This window comes from Lagierella sp. ICN-221743 (genome assembly GCF_037890055.1).
Classification (GTDB): Bacteria; Bacillota; Clostridia; order Tissierellales; family Peptoniphilaceae; genus Mediannikoviicoccus.
On sequence record NZ_JBBKBD010000005.1, the window covers coordinates 1 to 20,731 of the forward strand.

The 20,731-nt window shown below is 30.0% G+C and carries 16 protein-coding genes; all 16 read left to right on the plus strand.

Going from position 1 to position 20,731, the window contains the following annotated elements; genetic code table 11:
* Positions 1 to 294 precede the first annotated feature (294 nt).
* The 16 genes from WKS98_RS03460 to WKS98_RS03535 all read left to right on the plus strand — a co-directional run bounded on the left by WKS98_RS03460 (position 295) and on the right by WKS98_RS03535 (position 20,727).
* Positions 295 to 1,632: a sodium-dependent transporter gene (locus tag WKS98_RS03460; RefSeq protein ID WP_498916943.1), complete on the plus strand. Its 1,338-nt coding sequence runs from the start codon at positions 295 to 297 to the stop codon at positions 1,630 to 1,632.
* Positions 1,633 to 1,801: 169 nt separating this feature from the next.
* Positions 1,802 to 2,620: a DNA adenine methylase gene (locus tag WKS98_RS03465; RefSeq protein WP_498916945.1), complete on the plus strand. Its 819-nt coding sequence runs from the start codon at positions 1,802 to 1,804 to the stop codon at positions 2,618 to 2,620.
* The gene (locus WKS98_RS03470; protein WP_498916947.1) at positions 2,613 to 3,386 is read left to right on the plus strand and encodes a DNA-methyltransferase; all 774 of its coding nucleotides are present in this window, start codon (positions 2,613 to 2,615) and stop codon (positions 3,384 to 3,386) included. Before WKS98_RS03465 ends, WKS98_RS03470 begins: the two co-directional genes overlap by 8 nt.
* Positions 3,362 to 4,294, plus strand: a complete 933-nt coding sequence (locus WKS98_RS03475; RefSeq protein WP_498916948.1) for a DpnII family type II restriction endonuclease — start codon at positions 3,362 to 3,364, stop codon at positions 4,292 to 4,294. Before WKS98_RS03470 ends, WKS98_RS03475 begins: the two co-directional genes overlap by 25 nt.
* A 10-nt stretch (positions 4,295 to 4,304) precedes the next feature.
* Positions 4,305 to 5,351: a 1-aminocyclopropane-1-carboxylate deaminase/D-cysteine desulfhydrase gene (locus tag WKS98_RS03480; RefSeq protein ID WP_498916950.1), complete on the plus strand. Its 1,047-nt coding sequence runs from the start codon at positions 4,305 to 4,307 to the stop codon at positions 5,349 to 5,351.
* 118 nt (positions 5,352 to 5,469) lie between these two features.
* Complete coding sequence (locus tag WKS98_RS03485; RefSeq protein WP_498916951.1) at positions 5,470 to 5,889, plus strand: DUF4829 domain-containing protein; 420 nt, start codon at positions 5,470 to 5,472, stop codon at positions 5,887 to 5,889.
* Positions 5,890 to 5,979: 90 nt separating this feature from the next.
* Positions 5,980 to 6,603: a nitroreductase family protein gene (locus WKS98_RS03490; RefSeq protein WP_498916953.1), complete on the plus strand. Its 624-nt coding sequence runs from the start codon at positions 5,980 to 5,982 to the stop codon at positions 6,601 to 6,603.
* A gap of 44 nt (positions 6,604 to 6,647) precedes the next feature.
* Complete coding sequence (locus WKS98_RS03495) at positions 6,648 to 11,447, plus strand: amino acid adenylation domain-containing protein (RefSeq protein WP_498917139.1); 4,800 nt, start codon at positions 6,648 to 6,650, stop codon at positions 11,445 to 11,447.
* Between the two features lie 48 nt (positions 11,448 to 11,495).
* On the plus strand, positions 11,496 to 12,575 hold the full coding sequence (locus tag WKS98_RS03500) for an NAD-dependent epimerase/dehydratase family protein (RefSeq protein WP_498916955.1): 1,080 nt from the start codon (positions 11,496 to 11,498) through the stop codon (positions 12,573 to 12,575).
* On the plus strand, positions 12,559 to 13,320 hold the full coding sequence (locus WKS98_RS03505; protein WP_339074622.1) for an alpha/beta fold hydrolase: 762 nt from the start codon (positions 12,559 to 12,561) through the stop codon (positions 13,318 to 13,320). The genes WKS98_RS03500 and WKS98_RS03505 overlap by 17 nt, the downstream gene beginning before the upstream one ends.
* 29 nt (positions 13,321 to 13,349) lie before the next feature.
* Positions 13,350 to 14,321, plus strand: a complete 972-nt coding sequence (locus WKS98_RS03510; RefSeq protein WP_339074751.1) for a helix-turn-helix domain-containing protein — start codon at positions 13,350 to 13,352, stop codon at positions 14,319 to 14,321.
* 141 nt (positions 14,322 to 14,462) lie between these two features.
* Complete coding sequence (locus WKS98_RS03515; RefSeq protein WP_498916957.1) at positions 14,463 to 15,065, plus strand: MptD family putative ECF transporter S component; 603 nt, start codon at positions 14,463 to 14,465, stop codon at positions 15,063 to 15,065.
* A 17-nt stretch (positions 15,066 to 15,082) separates the two neighbouring features.
* Positions 15,083 to 15,757, plus strand: coding sequence for an energy-coupling factor transporter transmembrane component T family protein (locus tag WKS98_RS03520; RefSeq protein ID WP_000687642.1), 675 nt, complete (start codon positions 15,083 to 15,085; stop codon positions 15,755 to 15,757).
* Entirely contained in the window at positions 15,745 to 17,253 is a 1,509-nt protein-coding gene (locus WKS98_RS03525; RefSeq protein WP_498916959.1) for an ABC transporter ATP-binding protein, read from the plus strand. Before WKS98_RS03520 ends, WKS98_RS03525 begins: the two co-directional genes overlap by 13 nt.
* A 15-nt stretch (positions 17,254 to 17,268) precedes the next feature.
* Positions 17,269 to 18,981 carry an ABC transporter ATP-binding protein gene (locus WKS98_RS03530; protein ID WP_498916960.1) on the plus strand — a complete coding sequence of 571 codons (1,713 nt, stop codon included), beginning with the start codon at positions 17,269 to 17,271 and terminating at the stop codon, positions 18,979 to 18,981.
* Positions 18,982 to 20,727, plus strand: a complete 1,746-nt coding sequence (locus tag WKS98_RS03535; RefSeq protein ID WP_498916962.1) for an ABC transporter ATP-binding protein — start codon at positions 18,982 to 18,984, stop codon at positions 20,725 to 20,727.
* Positions 20,728 to 20,731: the final 4 nt, after the last annotated feature.

Genomic DNA, 20,731 nt, shown 5'->3' on the forward strand with positions numbered 1-20,731 from the left:
GGAAATAGAAATTAAAAATCCCTTTCAGGGATAGGCTAAAGTGGCAAAAACAGTTAGGTTTGAACGGAGTGAAAACCAGCGCCTTGAGACGCTGGTTGGTATCACTCGGGCTTATAGCCCTTGAACAAACCACCCGTTTTACGGGTGGTCATGATTGGAATATTTTAAATTTCAAAGAGGTAAAATGTTGTTTATTAAGACAAATACAAATAAAGGTTGACAATATAAAAAATAACCCTTATGATTATATGTAAATTTAACAAGTAAAAGCGTTAAAGCAAAAAGGAGATTCATATGAAAAATAATAAGTTTACATCAACATGGGGTTTTATACTCACAACTGTAGGTTCTGCAGTTGGCATGGCGAATGTATGGGGCTTTCCATACAAACTTACGGCAAACGGCGGTGGAGCATTTTTAGTAGCGTATTTATTCTTTATTATTATATTTGCTTATTTTGGATTGTCAGCAGAGTATGCAGTGGGAAGATATTCAGAAACGGGAACACTAGGATCATACGAAAAGGCCTGGTCACATGTTAAACTTTCAAAAGTTGGAAAGATTATAGGAATTTTACCACTTTTAGGTTCAATTTGCATCGCCATTGGATATGCAGTAATTATTTCCTATGTTTTAAAATCACTTTTCCAAAGTTTAACAGGTAGCTTAATGACAGTGGACTCAGAAGTTTGGTTTAATTCTTTTTCAGGTACAAACTTCAGTGTCATACCATTTCACTTTATAGTAATAGCTATAACACTTTTAACCTGTGTAAGAGGTGCCCACTCCATAGAAAAGGCAAATAAGATTATGATGCCACTGTTCTTTGTGCTATTTGTTATTTTGGCTGTTAGAGTTGCCTTTCTTCCCAAGGCTGTTGAAGGATACAAATTTATGTTTAAACCAGATTGGCAAATGTTAAAGGACCCAAAAGTTTTAGTTGGAGCCATGGGGCAGGCATTTTTCTCCCTATCAATTACAGGTAGTGGAATGATAGTGTGTGGAGCTTACTTAAACAAAGATGAAGATATAGTTGAAGGAGCAAAACAAACTGCCCTTTTCGACACAATCGCAGCCTTAGTTGCAGCCCTAGTTATGATACCGGCACTGTTTTCATATAGCGCAAACCCAGAAGGAGGTCCGGGCCTACTATTCGTAACCCTACCAAAAATTTTACAAAATATGATAGGTGGAAGAATATTTGCAGTGGCACTATACTTGGCAGTATTATTTGGAGGTATCTCTTCATTACAAAATATGTTTGAAGTTGTTTGCGAATCAATCCTTCACAATTTTAAAAAGCTAAATAGAAAAACAGTATTAATTTTTATAGGCATTGCAGCATTTGTTCCGGGAATTTTCATGGAGCCGATAGGAGGAGTCAAAGGAGCAATCCTTGGAGGATGGGGCCCTTGGATGGACCTAGTTTCCATTTACATCATCCCAATGGGAGCAACCCTAGGAGCCTTTACATGGTTCTGGATTATGGACAAAAATGCACTGCTAAATGAAATAAATACAGGAAGCAAAAAGAAATACACCAAGACTTGGTACTACCTTGGAAAATTTATCTATGTACCAATGGCAATAATTTTATGCTTTGTAGCATTGTATTTTAAAATTGCCTTTTAACGTAAACTGTCAGGGGCGACCTTGGCAGTTTTTTAATTGACCCAAATCTTATAGCGTGTTGATAATATGCAACATTGAAACAAATATTCACTTAGTGTATGATTAGTTTAATCAACATTTCATAAAGAAATAATTGATAATTCTGATATTAGAAAGATGATTTGATAAAATGAATTTACAACCATTTGTTAAATGGGCAGGAGGAAAACGGCAATTACTTCCAGAAATATTAAAAAGAATGCCAGAAAATTTTAATGGATACTATGAAGCTTTTATAGGTGGAGGAGCTCTTTTATTTGAATTGCAACCAGAAGATGCAATAATAAATGATATAAACCCTCATTTGATATACACATATAATACGATTAAAAACAATGTTGAAGAGTTGATCAAAACACTTAAAAAATGGGATGAAATTGAAACAACAAAAGAAAAATATTATGAAATGAGAGATCGATTTAACAAAAAAATAATTGATAAAGATTTTGATGTTGAAATGGCTGCACTATTTATATATTTAAATAAAAGATGCTTTAATGGTCTTTATAGAGTGAATTTAAAAGGTTTGTTTAACGTTCCATTTAATAACAAAAAGAAAGTGAATTCTTTTGACGAAGAGAATTTGAAAAACATGAGTCAGTATTTAAAAACAGTTACTATACATCAAGGGGATTTTGAGGATTGTTTATCGACGGCAAAAAAAGGAGATTTTATATTTTTAGATAGCCCATATGCACCTTTAAAGCCTACATCATTTAGTGATTACACAAAACAAGGATTTGATATTGATTCACATAAAAGGCTTGCCAAAGTATTTAAAGAATTAGATGAAAAAGGTTGCTATATTATGCTTACAAATCACGATACAAAATTGATAAGAGAATTATATGAAGGTTATAACATGGAAAATGTTAATGCTAAGAGAATGATTAACAGTGATTCTACTAAGAGGTTTGCAACAGAATTGATAGTGAGGAATTATGAATAAAAATTATTTAGCTAAAGTAATTGAAGGCGATTGTTTAACTATTTTACCAAAATTTAAAGAAAAATCTATCGACATGATATATGCAGATCCGCCTTATTTTTTATCCAATGGGGGAATATCTTGTAAAGGTGGAGAAATGGTATCGGTAGACAAGGGTGATTGGGACAAAATTGACAGTAAAGAAGAGATGCACGAGTTTAATCGAAAGTGGATTAGAGAATGTAAAAGAGTTATGAAAGATAATGGAACCATTTTTATCTCAGGGACCTTCCATAATATTTATTCTGTAGGGATGGTTCTATATGAAGAAGGATTTAAAATACTAAACAACATCACTTGGGAAAAAACTAATCCACCACCAAATTTATCCTGTAGGTACTTTACACACTCAACAGAAACGATAATTTGGGCAAGAAAAAGCGAAAAAGTAAAGCACAAATATAATTATAACCTTATGAAGTCCCTTAATAATAACAAGCAGATGAAAGATGTTTGGAGAGGTCCTTGTATAACAAAAAATGAAAAGAAATATGGTTATCATCCTACACAAAAACCAATGTATTTAATTGAAAAAATGATTTTAGCAGCTTCAGACGAAGGGGATTGGATATTAGATCCTTTTCTAGGTTCGGGAACAACTTCTGTAGTAGCTTCAAAGCTAGGAAGAAATAGTGTGGGTATAGAAATGGATTCGGATTTCATAAATATAATTGATAACAGATTTAAAGGAGAAAAATTAAAATGTACCATACAGAAAATTATTTAGAATTAATACCTTTGTTCGTTGAAAATCTTCTTCCAACAAACAGAGGATATGACTTTTTCGTAAATTGGGAAAATGCTAAGTTATATAAAGAGTTCGAGATAGAATTAAATGCTATGAACGTTCTTATTAGAAATGACGAAATGGATGAAGTATTTTATGATTTAGTAAAAAAACTTCCTACAGTAATAAATACATTTCCTTTACTTTTTGCCCTATCAAAAGGTGAAAGAGATAAGCTTTGGAGAGGAAAAAATAAATTAGAAATAGCAAGCTTAGTACACAAAACTATTGAGTCATTTGACTTTTCAAGAGTAAAAACATCAGAACCGTTAACCGATGAAGACATTGAAGAGTATTACTTATTTTTTATTGAGATGGGATTACAAGATCTTTTTAAAAACTTCTTAGAAAAGAGTGTTGTTGATTATGTGATAGGAGTATTGGTAGGACTAGATTCTAATGGAAGGAAGAACAGAAGTGGAAGTTCTTTTGAAAATCTTTGTATGGAATTAATTAAACCAATATGTAAAAAATATGAAATAGAATTATTACCGCAAAATCAGTTTAAAGTTCTAGAAGATAGAGGACTTAAGATAAGTGAAGATATTAAGTACAGAAAGGCCGACTTTATACTTGTCAAAGATGAAAAAGTAGTTAACATTGAAGCAAATTATTATTTTGCGGCAGGATCAAAACCTGAAGAAATAGTAGATAGTTATATAAATAGGAAAAATGATCTAAAGAAAAATGAAATAGATTTTATTTTAATAACAGATGGTTTTTGTTGGCAAAACGAAAATAAAAATCAGCTAAACAAGGCTTTTAGATACTTTTCAATCTTAAATTATTATATGGTTAAAACAGGCTACCTGGAAAAAGAATTAAAGACTATTTTTGAATTAGAATAAAGGAGCAAAGATGATTACAAAAACAGTTGACTGTATAAATTTGGGAATAAAGCCTACGCCAATTCAAAAGCTTGAAAATATTTCTAAGGAATATGGATGTGAAATATATATTAAAAGGGATGATTTAATTGGTGTTGGCCTTGGAGGAAACAAGGTAAGAAAGCTTGAGTATCTTTTAAAGGACGCTAAAGATAAAGGGGCAAAGGTGGTTTACACTAATGGTGCATTACAGACGAACCATGGAATGTTAACTGCCACTTGCGCAAGTAAACTTGGAATGAAATGTCTGCTATTTTTAAAGAAGGAAGATGAAAAGGATATTGAAAAACTTAGTGGCAATCTTCTTCTTGATGACTACATAGGCTGTGAAGTTACTTTTATTGACCTTTCCAACATCAAAGACAGTGCAAAGGCAAATGAAAAGTTCAATAAAGAGATTGAAAAGCATATTGAAGAATATAAAGCGAAACACTCTTTAAAAGACGAAGAAGTTTATAATATTCCATTTGGTGGAAGCACTCCCCTTGGAATACTCGGCTACAGTGAGTGTATCAAAGAGATAATGGAACAAGACTCTAGCTTTGAATATATATTTTCTGGAAATGGTTCTGGGGGAACCTATGGTGGAGTGTTTTTAGGATGCAAACTTTACGCACCAAACGCAGAAGCCATTGGTATAAATATTATGAATATGCCACCGGACAAAAAGACTTTTATAAAGGGACTAATTGACGAAGCCCTTAACTATTACGATGGCAAAATTCAAATTAACGAGAGTGAAATGAAACTTCTTTCAAATAGCATTAATGAAGGCTATGCCATCCCGGACAGGGAAACCATAACTTTTATAAAGAAGATGGCAAGGAGTGAGGGAATATTTTTAGATCCTGTTTATTCTGGGAAAATTTTCAATGGAGCATTAAAATATATTGACGAAAACTTAAAAGATTCTGGGAAAAAGATTTTGATTATCCACTCAGGAGGACTACCAGGACTATTTAATGAACAGATGATTGATTTCTGTTCTAAAAGTTCCAGTGTTTTAAAAAGCAAATAAGATTAAGAGGCAAGGTATTCCTTGTCTTTTTTTATGAAATGTTGAAATATTGTAGTAATTGCCATCTAGTAAAGCTTAAACCCCGTGATATAATAAAACAAAGAGCAAGGAGGGTGCTATGAAAAAAATATTACTTACATTGTTGTCGCTGTTAATTATTTTTAATTTATCAGCATGTAACAAGGCAGAAGAATCAAAAATTGAAAGAAATATAGGTAAATCTGAAAAGTTCTCCACTGAAGAGATAGATAAGGCTATGGTTACAGTTGAACAGTACTTTAAACTTAAAGACGCAGAGATTACAAAGATTTATTACGATGAAGAAAAAGCGAATGAAGATGTTGAAACATATATGACATATGGAAATGGGTCTAGTAATGGTATAACTCCTGATAATGTGTTGATTATATACACTGACTTCACTGTAACTAGCGATGCAAATGAAACAATTGATGCAGGCGACTATAAAGCTCAGAAATGGATACTTATAAGAGAAGATAAAAACAGTGATTGGAAAGTAGACGATTACGGATATTAAATTCAAGATAGACATCATCCTTTAATATTGAATAAATTATAAAACTATAGGGTATAGTTATAGTAGTTTGATTTTTTAAAGGGGGACAGTATGAATAACGACTTTAAGGATATAGTCTTTAATAGACGTTCGGTTAGAGTGTTTGACGAAAACTACAAGATACCAAGGGATGAAATGCTTCAAATAATCAAAGAGACAACAGAAGCACCTTCATCAGTAAACTTACAACCTTGGAGATTTGTAGTAGTGGAATCACAAGAGGGGAAAGACAAACTACGTCCACTTATAGAGTTCAATATAAGCCAAAACGACACATCTTCAGCAATGATAATTATATTTGGAGATATGAAATGTTACGAAAAGACTGAAGAAATTTATGGACGTGCTGTTGAAAAGGGACTTATGACTGAAGAAGAGAAAAAGAAAATGGTCGACCTTATAATGCCAGCGTACACTGGAGCAACAAGACAAGAAATGAATGACATTGTAAAGATTGACGCAAGTCTTGCGGCAATGCAGATGTTACTTGTGGCAAGGGCCCACGGATACGAAACCTGTTTAATAGGTGGGTTTGAAGAAGATGTAATTGTAGAAGAATTTGGACTTGATAAGGAAAGGTATGTTCCAGTTACAATAGTTGCCATTGGAAAGGGCAACGAAGATGCAAGTGACAGTGTAAGGCTTGATCCAGAAGAAGTAACTAGATTTGAATAAATTTGCCACCACATGGTGGCTCTTTTTAGTACCAAGAAAAAGCAATAAATAGTTCTAAAAATAAAAATCAAGATGAAGAATACTGGTCTAATAAATTAGATGTTATTTATGAAGCTCCTAATTTACCCATACTTTCACAGAATAATAGTGTAAAAACTTTTAGCCAAAAATCAATACAACTAAATAATTTTGAATGGGATAAAATATGTGCAATTTCTAAGATAAATAATATTACCCCATCAGTTTTAATATTGTCAGTGCTAACTGAAACGATAGCATATTGGTCGGCAAATAAAAAATTTAGTATAAATACAACTTTCTTTAACAGACCCCAAATAGTAGATGATATTGATTTTGTAGTAGGCGATTTTACGGATGTTAATATAACTTCTATAAATATGGATTATAGTAAGACATTTTTAGAAAGAACAAAGATTTTACAAGATGATTTATGGACTGATTTAGAACACAAAGAAGTTTCAGGTGTTGAAGTTTTGAGAAAATTGAGTAAAAAAAGAAAACAAAACATTATTATACCAGTAGTTTTTACTAGCACAATAGGGTTATCAAATAGCAACACAATACTTTCGAATAGAAAGATTATTTACAGAATAAGTCAAACTCCACAGGTATATTTAGATTGTCAAATTATGGAAGAAAATAATGGAGTTAAAATTAATTGGGATATTAGGGATGGTGTATTTAAAAAGAAAATTATTGATGATATGTTTGAATGCTTTACTAACATAATTGAAAATTTTAAATCAGATAAAAATATTTTAGATAACAAGATTGTTACTAAATTAAGTAAAAGCAGTTTAGATACAAGAAAAACAGTAAATGATACATTTGAAAGCTTTAATATAAAAAGATTAGAAGATTGTTATTTTGACTCATTGAAAGAGCATAAAAATAAAACGGCATTGATTTGCGACAACAAAGAATACACATACGAAGAGTTTAATAAATATGTATACTCAATTTTTAAAAATTTAGAAAAAAATGGAATAACTAAGGGAGATAGAGTCATTATTGATATCCCTAAAAGCGTTTGGCAAGTTGCATCTGTAATAGCAACTTTGGCTATTGGCGCTGTGTATATTCCTATTAACACTTCGCAACCAATAAAAAGAAAAGAAAGAATAATTGAAAATTCTGATGCTAAAATAATTTTATCGTTTAATAGCACAAATTTAAATGAATTTAATACAAAGATTATAGATTTGAGAGAATGCATAATTTATCAAAACGTAGAATATGAATATTGGAAAAACAAGAGAAAATCATATGATGATGAAGCTTATATAATTTTTACATCAGGGACAACTGGAGACCCAAAAGGAGTTGTGATTACACATAGAGCGGCTATTAACACTATAATTGATGTTAATAAAAAATATAAAATTAACGAAAATGATGTATTTTTAGGTCTAGCAAATCTTTCTTTTGATCTATCAGTATATGATATTTTTGGTTCATTTCTTGCGGGTGGGACTTTAGTATTACCAGACTCAAAAACATTAAAAGATCCAAATATTATATACAATCAAATGTTGTTATATAGAGTTAGCGTTTGGAATTCAGTACCAGCTCAAATGCAACTTATAACTAACTTCTTAGCTATGTCTAAGAATTTAAGGAGAAGTGAGTTTTTAAGAACTATAATACTATCAGGTGATTGGATTCCGATCGATCTTCCTGAAAAAATATATAGTGAGTTTCCTAATGCACAAGTAATAAGTATGGGAGGTGCTACTGAAGCTTCGATATGGTCTATCTATCATGTGGTTAGCAAACAAGAAACATTCCTAAATAGTGTTCCATATGGCACACCTTTAGCTAATCAAAAGTTTTATATATTAAACGAAGCAATGGAAGATTGTCCAGATTATGTTGTAGGAAGTTTGTATATATCAGGAACAGGGCTTTCTGTAGGTTACTTAAATGATGAGAAACTTAATGCTGAAAAATTCAAGACTTTAGGCAATGATGGAGAGCGAATTTATAGAACAGGAGACATTGGTTATTATTTGCCTAATGGTGACATTATTTTTTGTGGTAGAGAGGATGGAGATTCACAAATAAAAATACATGGTCATAGAATTGAGTTATCCGAAATTAAATCTGCTTTATTGGAAAACAAAGATATTGATTCAGCTGAAGTGTTTACAATTGATGTAGATAGTTTAGAAAAGAAAATTTGCGCAGCCATTTTACCAAAAAAGATAATAATCAATGATGATTTATTGGATAGAAATGAAGAGGTAAATAAATTAAAAGAGTTAGAAAATAGTATAAATGAAAATATTAAAGATGAACTTATTGAAAAATGGATTAAAGCATCTGAAAAAGTAGTTATAAGTGATATTTTGAATACGTTTCAAAAATGTGGTTTCTTTATTAATAATGCAGAAAAGTACACTTTTGAAGAAATTATATATGGGATGGGAATACCTGAAAAACTACAAAAATTAACAAAAAGATGGCTTCAAGTATTAGAAAATGAAAAAATTATTAATAGAGAAAATGAACTTTATTATTTAGTAGGAGAAGTTAATTGTCTAAATTCAGACAAACAATGGGAAGAGTTCTATAAAATTGAAGAAGAATTTAATTATGGTAAAGATTTTGTTGACTATTTAAAGAAATCTAGCCAAAATTTGGTAGCGCTTATAAAAGGGGATGAAGATCCATTAAATTTATTATTTCCAAAAGGTGATATAAAGCCTGCACTAGCCTCATATAATACAAATAAAATAAATAAAATATGTAATTATTTTATAGCTAAAGAAATAGAATTTATTGTAAAAAGAAATAAAGATAAAAAAATCAAGATACTTGAAATCGGTGCGGGAGTTGGAGGGACAAGCTTAGAAGTAATACCTATACTAGATGGAGAACAAGTTGAATATTATTTTACAGACATATCTACGTTCTTTTTAAATAAAGCTAAAAGTAATTTTAAAGAATATAATTGGGTTAATTATGGTATTTTTGATATAAATCAAGTTTTTTACGAACAAAATTATGACATATCTTCATTTGACATAATATTGTGCGCTAATGTATTGCATAACTCAAAAAATATAGACTTTGTTATGAATAATATTAAAAATTTGTTAGCACCAAACGGTTCATTAATCATATTAGATGAAACTAGAATGAGTTATATGTTACTAACATCTATGGAATTTAAAGATGGATTGACAGGATTTTCGGATATTAGAAGTTTAAATGAACAAACTTTTTTTAATAGAAATCAATGGAAGGATAATTTTGAAAACCATAATGGTCAAATAATATATGAATTTCCTAAAGAAGATAGTCCACTAGATGATTTTGGACAAACTATATATGTAGTAAGATTTAAAGATTCATATAAACCAATAACAGAGAATGCAGTTATCAATGAACTTAAAAATAAATTGGTTTCTTATATGATACCTAATGATGTTAAAATAATATCTAAAATTCCTACAACAATTAATGGAAAAATTGATATTAAATCATTAAAAAAATTATTCGAAAATACCGTGAAAAATGAAAAACATGTTATAGAGGAGACAAAAACTGCAATTGAAGAAAAAATAGAAAAAATTTGGACAAGAGAACTTGGAATAACAAACTTAAGGCTAGATGATAACTTTTATTCTGTTGGTGGAGATTCTTTACTGATTGCACAAATAGTCACAAAGATATTAGAGGAAGTTCCAGAGGCTAAGGATTGGGAATGGAGTGCCTTGTTATCTGAAATGATGCAATTTCAAACGGTTAGAGAAATATCTAAAAGGATACAAGACAAGTTTGAAAAAGGGGAGGAATATCATGATTCATCACTGCTAACTATCAAGAAATCCACTATAGATAATAATAAATCGGTAGCTAAAGTTATTTTTCATGCTGGAACAGGAACTCTTTCTGCGTATACTGAAATAATTAATTATATAAAGGAAGATAGTAAAGCAAATGAAGCTGTGTTAGGATTTACTTTCGGTGATGAAGCCGAATATATTTCTATGAAAACAGAAGATACTTTTAAATTATTAGGATTAAAATACGGTAAAATCTTAAGAGATTTGAATTACTCAAAATATATATTAATAGGACATTGTGTTGGAGGTTTAATTGCATTAGAAACTGCTGAATTTTTAAATGCTAATAATAAAAAGGTTATTGATGTTACTTTGATAAGTACGACTATACCTAAAGCTCAGGAAAGAACGCTATTTAGAGATATTTCACCAACAAAATATAAAAAAGCTTTGCACTCTAATTTAAAAAATGAAATTCTGTTAGAACGAACTTTTGCAAGACTAATAAATGCAGATATTTCTAACGCTGGGCATGAGATAAAGGATCATGAATTAAATGATTGCATTTATGATATGGTAATTAATGGTGATGGAGATTTGAATGTTAACTCCTTTATTCAATTGTCAAATGAATATAAATATATTGGACAACAGTTTAAAAAGTTAAAAGACACACCTTTATCTGAAAGGCTTAATAATTTATATTCAACAATAAAAAGGGAGTCTTTGAATCTTCAAGATTCAGAAATACGTATGCTTAATACGCTTTTTAACATATTCTCCCAAAATTTCGGTTGTATATCAACATATATACCTAAACAGTATTATGGAAATGTCAGAGTTTTTTATTGTAAGGAACAGGAAAAGAGTTTTTATGGAGAATTCTTTGCTGAGGATAGAGAAACTTGGAAAGAATATTTGAATGGAGAAATATTTTACGACGAAATAGTAGGGCAACATTTTGATTGCTTGAATGGAGAAAACTTAAAGAAAAACTTAAGCAGAATATTAGACTTTAATGCATATAAATAGTCTATTTAAATAATAATATAAAAATAAGCTTTAAGTTAGGAGGTTAAATTGGAAAAAATTATAGGTATTTTGGGTGGAAGTGGACAAATTGGTAAAAGATGCATTGATATATTGAAGCAAAAAAATTATTCAATTCTTGCCACCTATAATCAAAATTACGTCCCAGATGATAAAAATTGTAGATATATGAAATTAGAAGTTAGTGATATAGATGCTTTAAGGGAATTCATAAAAAAATGCGATATTATTTTAAATTGTGCGGGAGCTTCATTTATTAATGGAGAAAATATAGCAAGAATTGCTAGTGATTTTGGCGTTCCTTATATAGATCCATCAGGAGAATCTTTTTTAGAAGATAGACTGGAAGATATTAAAAATAAAAATCTATTTATTTTGTCTGCTGGGTATTTTCCTGGCTTAACGGGATTAATGTTAAAATATGTTGCAGAGCATTTCGAAGTTCCCTTAATGATTGAGGGATTTAATATAAGCAATGAAGTACCGAGTTATTCAGCGATTGAGGATTTCATATTAACTAATTTATCTGGTTTCGGAAAATCTTTAAGTAGTTATATTGATGGGGAAGTAATTAATAATAATTGTTATAAGACAGAAGAGTATAAAAACAAAAAATATAAAATGTATAACTATTTAACCAATGAGATATTAAGAGTAGCTAAAAAACATAATTTAAAACAAGCTAATTGGTACAATTGTTCATTTTCAAGTGAAATTTTAAGTAAAATGCAAATGATTGTACAAAAAATGCAACAAAATATTTATATTGATAACAAGAAAGACATAGATGAAATTTTAAATTACTTTAAGAAAGAGGTCGGAATAGGTAAAACATACAGCTATTTAAATATTTGTGGAAGGGGGAGAATAAATGGGAGAACTTCATCAGTTGAAATAAGTATTGATAGCTCATCAAGTAGTGAAATGAGTGCTATTGTGTTGGGTTATACAGCAATGTCAATTTTAGAGAATACATTTAAAAACGGTATATATTATGCTATGGATATCATAAAAATTGATAGAATTATACAAGACATTGACAGTTTAAATATCAATTACAGTATAAATGAAAAATTTGAAGGGGAAAATTATTATGAAAGTGAATTATAATTTAAATATTGTTGGAGACAAAACAAACAAAAAGATTTTGCTTATTCATGGTGTGGGATTTAGTTATGCAAATTGTTTTAAGAGTATTATTGCTAAACTCAGTAAAACATATTGTATTATATCCCCAGAATTACCTGGACATGGAAACAATACACTTGGAAGGTTAAGTTCAGTAGAGGATGTTGCTGAAGATTTAGAAAAAGCATTGATGCTTGAAGATATAGTAAATATAGAATGTGCATATGGGATTTCATTAGGAGCAAGTATAGCATTACAAATTTCTTTGAATAAGAAAATAAATGTTAATAACTTAATTATCGATGGTGGTCAGTATGAGAGCATGGGAGAGATGATTGAACCATTTTCAAAAGTTATGGCAGAACAATTTGATAATTTAAAAAACGGAATTCATTTAATAGAAGATGTGAGAAAAGGAATGGGTTATGGAGACAATGATGTTATAACTTTGAAACATATGATGTATCCTTTTATTACAAGAGATACATTATACCAAGCTTTTAAGATGGCATATAAATATGATATTAAAAATAAAGTTGAAAAGCTTACAATGCCTGTTTGTATAATGTTTGGCAAAAAAGAAACTTATGCAAGCAAATATGTCGATTTAATCAGGAGTAAATCCATAAGTGATGTAAGAGTTGTTAGTTTTGATAATGTAGGACATGCTGAAGTATTAGGATTAAATCCAGAGCTAATTATAAATGAAATTGAAAAAGTCTTATAGGATACATTAATATATTGGAGGGGATAATTCTGAGATTAAATAAAATTGATATAATAGAAAATGTCCTTGAAGGATATATGTTTTCTGAAAAAAAGGTTACTGATGAATGTAAAATTTATACAATTGAAAATTCTACTGGCTGTGGCGAAATGCGTTGCTACAATTTATTTGAAGGCGTTCAGTTATCTTATAATAACCTAAATATGGAGACAGCATATCAAAAAATAAATCCTAAAAGCGGGGTTTTAGAAATAGATCATTGTTTAGAGGGATGTTATGAGTTTAAACTTGAAAATAATGAACGCGCTCTGATAGGTAAAGGCGATCTAAGTGTAATCGAAATAGGTAAAGTTCCTTTTGAAGATTCATGCATACCAACAAAAAAATATGTGGGACTTTCAATATTTATTGATATTGAAAAGGCACAAAAATCTATTGATAAATACTTTCCGTACGCAAAAATTGATTTGTTAGAAATAAAAGACCGTTTATGTAAAAATGGTGCAGCTTTAATTATTCATTCACGTCATGAGATAGACCATGTTATTAGTGAACTTTATAGAGTAGATTCTAGAATAAGACTTTCTTATTCAATTATAAAGACAATAGAGTTGTTATTATTTTTAAATTTAGTTGAAAGTTCAGATACATTTAAGTTAACATCTTTTTCGGAACCAGTATATAAAGCAACTGTAGAATCATATAAGACGATTTTAAATAATCCTTTTGAAAGATATTCTATTTCTGATTTATCAAAAAAATATGCTATTTCAGAATCCAGTTTGAAGAGATGTTTTATATACATAACTGGAAGCTCAATAGGTAATTTTATTAGGGAAAATTGTTTAGAAGCCGCTGCTAAATTATTAATTCATAAGCCCTTAATGTCGATAGGAGAGATTTCTGATTTGTCAGGATATTTGAATCCTAGTAAATTTTCTGAGTCATTCAAAAAACATTTTGGGCAAACTCCTCAAGAATATAGAAAAAAATCCATCTGACCTTTTTGGAGCAAATAAAGAGCTGTCAGGTTATAAAGAAAATATCCATCTTACTTTATAATAAAGTTGAGATGGATATTTTTTTGTAAATATTCTCTATACACATTCTATGTACATTTTATTAATTAACGGAGGTGTTTTATGAACAATAAAAAAATGACTACAAAAGATGTAGTAACAGTAGCTATTATGATTGCTTTATTTTATGCAATTTCTATTGTTATTGGAATGAGTTTGGTTGCTGTTCCAGTTGTATATATTTATGGTACTGCTGGAATTGAAATGTTTATAGGAGCTATTTTCTACTTAGTAGCAGCTAACAGACTTAATAAACACGGGCTATTATTTATATGGATATTAATTTATGGTCTTATCACAGCAGCTATGGGTTATGTGTTTATGCTTCCATATTTTATTGGACTTGCTATTTTGTGTGAAATAGTAATGATAGGCAAAGATACTTATATAAATCCAATAAGAAATATGATTGGCTGGAGTGTTTATGGTGCTGGTATGTTCATGGGAATAGGAGTTCCATGTTGGATAGCTTGGGAATCTTATCAAAAGCAAGCTTTAGAGAGTGGGTTTGCAGATAAGACATTAACATTGCAATATAATTTGGTATCTTCACCAAAACTACTATTATTAGGTGTAACAATAACCGTTATATTATCTGCTTTAGGTGTTTTGTTTGCACAAAAAATTCTTAAAAAGCACTTTAAAAAGGCGGGTATTTTAGAGTAAATGGAGATATATGGGAAATGAAAATAGAAAAAATAAGTGGAATAACTTGTCTTTTTTTAACTATTATTTCCTGTATGGTGTCAATATTTACAAAAAGTTACTATATGCATGCTCTGTTTGTAGGATGGCTTTGTATGCTTTTAGCATATTTTGGTTTTATCAAACAGAGCATAATTTATTTTATGATATATAGTTTTACTACATTTTGGTTATTAAAAATGATACCTAGTGGTGTAGTTATAATTTCACCAATGCTTTTGGGAATGTTGTATAAATTCATAGTTCCAATCATGGCAGGATTTTTAACTTTTAAGATACCATCAGGAAAATTAATTTCAATATTTCACAAATTAATGTTGCCACGAAATTTTGTACTTATATTAACGGTAATTATTCGATTTGTACCAACAATTGCTGGGGAATTTAGAACAATAAAAGAAGCTATGAAAGTAAGGGGATTTACAGGTAACTTTTTTCATATTTTATCAAATCCTTTGAGGACTCTTGAATATGCTATAGTTCCTTTAATTTTTCGTTCTATAAAAGTAGGAGATGAATTATCAGCAGCAGCGATTGTTAGAGGAATTGAAAACCCAATAAAAAGGGATTCATATTATAGTAACAAGTTGTGTAAATTAGACATAATTATAATAACTGCAAGCTTTGTTTTATTTATATTATGTCTTATATGAGAGGTGCATCATTGAATAATAAACTGGAAATTAGAAAATTATCTTTTTCATATAATAGCAATAAAGATGAACAGTTGAAAGATATAAATTTAGACATTAAAGATGGTGAATGTTGTGTAATTATAGGGGAGTCGGGATGTGGCAAGTCTACTTTGACAAGGGCTATAAATGGATTAATTCCAAATTTTTACGAAGGAAATTTAGATGGAGAAGTATTTATTGATGGCAAATCTATCAGAAATTTAAAATCCTGGGAAATAGCAAAGTTAGTCGGTAATGTATTTCAAGATCCTAGAAGCCAATTTTTTGCCAATGAAGTTAATGGAGAAATTGCATTTGGACCGGAAAATTTGGGATATAAGCGTGATGAAATAATAAGAAGAGTAAATGAATCAACTGAGAAAATGAATATTGATAAATTGCTAAATAATAGGATATACAATTTATCCTATGGAATTAGGCAAAAAGTAGCAATTTGTTCAGCAAGAGCCATTGAACCATCTATTTATGTATTTGATGAACCATCTGCAAATCTTGATTTACAATCAATATATAAATTTTCAAAACTTGTAATGGACTTAAAAAATGAAGGAAAAACTATAGTAATTGTTGAGCATAGGTTATTTTATTTAAAAGGAATAGCTGATAGGTATTTATTGATACAAAATGGATCTTTAACAAATAGTTATAAAGCAGAAGAATTTGAAAAAATTAGTTCAAAAGACTTAAATGCATTGGGCTTACGCTCAATAAATCTTGATGATATTGTTGTAGATGACCACAAAGTTAAAGAAAAAGAAATTAGTAGTGACAATTCTTTTGATTTTGAGGTGAAAAATATTAGTAAAAAATATAAAAATAATTTCATACTAAAAGATGTGTCACTTAAATTTGATAGCAATGAGACTATTGCTTTAGTAGGAATAAATGGAACAGGTAAAAGTACACTCGGTAAAATTTATTCTGGGATTCAAAATCAGACTGATGGAGAAATAAAGATAAATGGACTCAAAGCTAATAAAAAGATGAGGTTAAGCAAAGTGTGGTATATTCCTCAAGATTTAGACTCTCAATTATTTGGGGAAGATTTGATGGATGAATTATTAACTGGGTTAAAAAATAGAGAAGATTATATCACGAAAGCAGAGGAACTTTTAAAAAAAGTTGGATTATTTGATATAAGAGATAAGCATCCAGCAACTTTATCAGGTGGTCAAAAACAGAGATTGGTTCTATGCGTAGCTATGTTGAGAGAAACACCTTTTATTATATTGGATGAGCCGACATCAGGGCTTGATTTCAGGAGTATGGATAAGGTGGGGAGATTAATCAAAGAGGAACAAAAAAAAGGAACAAAATTTTTGATAATTTCTCATGATATTGAATTTATAGCAAAGACGTGTGATAGACTTGTAAAACTAGAGAATGGGATAATAACAGAAGATTTTTATATTGATAATATAGGACAGCTGTTAAGAGCTATGGAGGCTAAATAATTTAGGAGGTGCGTAATGGAAGTTTTAAAAAAGCATATAGGACAAATTTTATCATCAGTTATTATTGCAGTAATTGGTGTTTTTTGTAGTGTTGTACCATATTTTGCTTTAGCTAAGATTACTCAAAATATAGCAATTAGTAATACAGATTTAGAATTCTATATAAGACCGATTTTGCTTATTTTAGGTGGATTAATAGGAAGTGTTATTTTTCATGAGATTTCAACTTTAATTTCTCACAATTTAGCATTTCGCATAATAGAGGATGAGAGGAAGAAACTTGTAAGAAAAATTAATAGATTATCAATGGGAGAGATTGAAAAACGATCTAGTGGAGAATGGACTCAGTTTATGGTAGAAACTTTGAATAAAATTGAGCAACCGATAGCTCATGTTATTCCTGAAGTAATAGCTAATCTGATCATTCCAATCGCTTTAGTAGTTATTATTTTTATTATAGATTGGAGAATTGGAATTGCAAATCTTATCACCTTGCCACTAGGGGTGCTATTTTCAATTCTAATGATGGGTGGATATGAAGAAAAATCACGAAATTATCAAGAAGCCGCAAAAAACATGAATACAACAGCTGTTGAATATATTAGGGGAATTCAAGTTATAAAGGCATTCAATAAGTCTGCATCATCATATGGAAAATTTGTTGATGCTGTAAATAGTAATAGAGACAGTATGCTAAATTGGTATTTAAGTGTTTGTTTCTATATGACAGCAGCAATGGAAGTTTTACCATCAACTTTATTATTTGTTTTACCAACTTCTTTATACTTGTATATGAAAGGAAGTATTGAAGTAGGCAATCTAATAATGTGTGTTTTGTTATCCTATGCCTGCTACAAACCTTTGATTAAAGCCATGAGTCATATGGATACTATGGCAAATGTGAGAGTTGTAATTGATGAAATAAAAAATGTTATGGAATTACCAGAGTTAGAGCGAGGTAAAAAAGAGGAAAAAATAAGTTCATACGATATAAATTTTGAAAATGTATGTTTTGCCTATAATGATGAGAAAAAAGTTTTTGATAACTTATCCTTTAGTGCAAAAGAAAATAAACTTACTGCTATTGTTGGTTATTCTGGCGGAGGAAAATCCACTATTGCTAAGCTAATTGCGGGATATTGGAACATTAATAAAGGAAAAATATCCATAGGCAATGTAAATCTTAAAGATGTTTCTCTTGAAAAGAATATGGAACTTGTAACCTATGTATCACAGGAAAACTATCTATTTAGGAAAAGTATTATAGACAATATGAGAATGGCAAATCAAAATGCTAGTATTGAAGAGATAAAAGATGCATGTAAAAAAGCTTCTTGTCATGACTTTATTATGAGTCTTCCTAATGGATATGAAACCATAATTGGAGAATCTGGGAGCAACTTGTCTGGAGGAGAGAGACAAAGACTTACAATAGCAAGAGCTTTGCTTAAAGATAGCCCAATAGTTTTATTAGACGAAGCTACAGCATATTCTGATCCAGATAATGAAGCTGAAATTCAAAAATCTATAGATGCATTAGTTGAAAATAAAACGGTTATTATGATTGCTCATAGGCTTTCTACAATAATAGGAGCCGATAAGATCATAGTATTAAACAATGGGGAAATTGAAGCAGAAGGAACTCATAAAGAACTTCTTGGAAAAAGTGAAACATATGCAAAAATGTGGAAATCACACATAAGTTTATCAAACGATAGGGGTGAGTAAATGAAAGAATTAATTCACAAGTTATATTGGGTCGCTGGAAAAGAATCTTCCAAAATTAGCAAGATGTTTTTCTTTGAAGTATTAAAAAGTATATTTGAAGGAATATCCCTTGGAGCTACAATGTTGCTTTTACTTAAAATATTTCAAAATATATTTGAAGGAAGAAATATTACACAAGAAGACATCTATGTAGTATTTGCAATAGCTCTACTAAGTGTAGTAGGGAAAATATTATCTAGTTATATGGCTGATAGAAATAAATACATCGCAACTTACAATATGGGAGCAGAAAATAGGCTATATATAGGTGATCAGCTAAAAAAAGTGAATATGGGATATTTTAGCAGTAATCGCCTTGGAAACATTTCAGGCGGATTAACCACAGTTATAGGTGAACTTGAAACCGTAGGAGTTAATATAATAGAAACTTTATTTGTGGGAGTAATTCAAACTATAATAATGGCGATATTTATGATTCCGTTTGATATAGTTACAGGTTCTATAATTTTAGGAACTTTATTCTTAGGAATGTTATGCAATGTTATCTTTCAAAAGAAATCAGATGAGTTGACTAAAAAATTACAAGCGTTAAAAATAAATCTAAACGCATCTACTTTAGAGTATGTTAAAGGTATTAGCGTCATTAAGTCGTTTGGAAAAAGTGGTGAAATGACTAAAGAATTGGACAGAGAGATTTATAAAAATAGAAGAGGCTTTATAAATGTTGAAAAAACTGTAGCACCTGCTGCTTTGATATTTCTAATTATATTTAAATTAGGGATTTGTCTTATTATATTTTCAGCTATTTATAGATTTTGTATAGGAGAAATTGATCACTATAAAGCTGTAATGCTTGTAGTGTCTAGTTTTATTGTTTTTTCTGGTTTTGAAATGGCTGGAAGTATGCAAAACGTTAGAGGAATAGCTATACAAAACTTGGATTCAATTGCTAAACTTAGGAATTTACCAACAATTTCAGAAGGCACAAGAACAAGCTTTGAAAAAGGAGATATAAATCTAAAGGACGTTGACTTCTCATATGACGAACAGAACTTATTTAACCGTTTAAATTTAGATATTCCAAAAGGTAAGACTACAGCAATTGTAGGTGGTTCTGGAAGTGGAAAAACAACACTTTGTAATTTGATAGCTAGATTTTGGGATGTAGATTCTGGAGAAATATTGATTGATGATAATAACATAAAAGATTTTAGGTATGACAATCTGTTATCTAATTTCACTTTTGTTTTTCAAGACGTCTATTTATTTGATGACACTATAAAAAACAACATTAAGTTCGGAAATCCAGAAGCTAGTGATGAGGAAGTTATTAATGTTGCTAAGCAAGCACAGTGTCATGAATTTATTATGAAGTTGTCAGATGGTTATGACACAGTTTTACAAGAGGGTGGTTCAAATTTATCTGGAGGAGAGCGTCAGAGAATATCTATAGCAAGAGCTATGCTAAAACCAAGCAGAATTGTTATTCTTGACGAAGCTACTTCAAGTGTAGATCCAGAAAATGAACAACAACTTATAACTGCTTTAAACAATTTGTTAAAACATAAAACTGTAATTGTGATTGCACATAAACTTGGAACTATTAAAAATGCTGATCAAATTGTTGTTATGGATAAAGGAAATATTGAAAGTATTGGTAAACATAAAGAGCTTATGGAAAAATCACACATATACAAGAGTTTTATTGAGAAAAGAGAAAAAGCTACTGGTTGGAAAATTGAATAAAATT

Coding starts and splice junctions, on each gene's coding strand:
- WKS98_RS03460 (WP_498916943.1), top strand. CDS start 295: ATGAAAAATAATAAGTTTACATCAACATGGGGTTTTATACTCACAACT.
- WKS98_RS03465 (WP_498916945.1), top strand. CDS start 1,802: ATGAATTTACAACCATTTGTTAAATGGGCAGGAGGAAAACGGCAATTA.
- WKS98_RS03470 (WP_498916947.1), top strand. CDS start 2,613: ATGAATAAAAATTATTTAGCTAAAGTAATTGAAGGCGATTGTTTAACT.
- WKS98_RS03475 (WP_498916948.1), top strand. CDS start 3,362: ATGTACCATACAGAAAATTATTTAGAATTAATACCTTTGTTCGTTGAA.
- WKS98_RS03480 (WP_498916950.1), top strand. CDS start 4,305: ATGATTACAAAAACAGTTGACTGTATAAATTTGGGAATAAAGCCTACG.
- WKS98_RS03485 (WP_498916951.1), top strand. CDS start 5,470: ATGAAAAAAATATTACTTACATTGTTGTCGCTGTTAATTATTTTTAAT.
- WKS98_RS03490 (WP_498916953.1), top strand. CDS start 5,980: ATGAATAACGACTTTAAGGATATAGTCTTTAATAGACGTTCGGTTAGA.
- WKS98_RS03505 (WP_339074622.1), top strand. CDS start 12,559: ATGAAAGTGAATTATAATTTAAATATTGTTGGAGACAAAACAAACAAA.
- WKS98_RS03515 (WP_498916957.1), top strand. CDS start 14,463: ATGAACAATAAAAAAATGACTACAAAAGATGTAGTAACAGTAGCTATT.
- WKS98_RS03520 (WP_000687642.1), top strand. CDS start 15,083: ATGAAAATAGAAAAAATAAGTGGAATAACTTGTCTTTTTTTAACTATT.
- WKS98_RS03525 (WP_498916959.1), top strand. CDS start 15,745: ATGTCTTATATGAGAGGTGCATCATTGAATAATAAACTGGAAATTAGA.
- WKS98_RS03530 (WP_498916960.1), top strand. CDS start 17,269: ATGGAAGTTTTAAAAAAGCATATAGGACAAATTTTATCATCAGTTATT.
- WKS98_RS03535 (WP_498916962.1), top strand. CDS start 18,982: ATGAAAGAATTAATTCACAAGTTATATTGGGTCGCTGGAAAAGAATCT.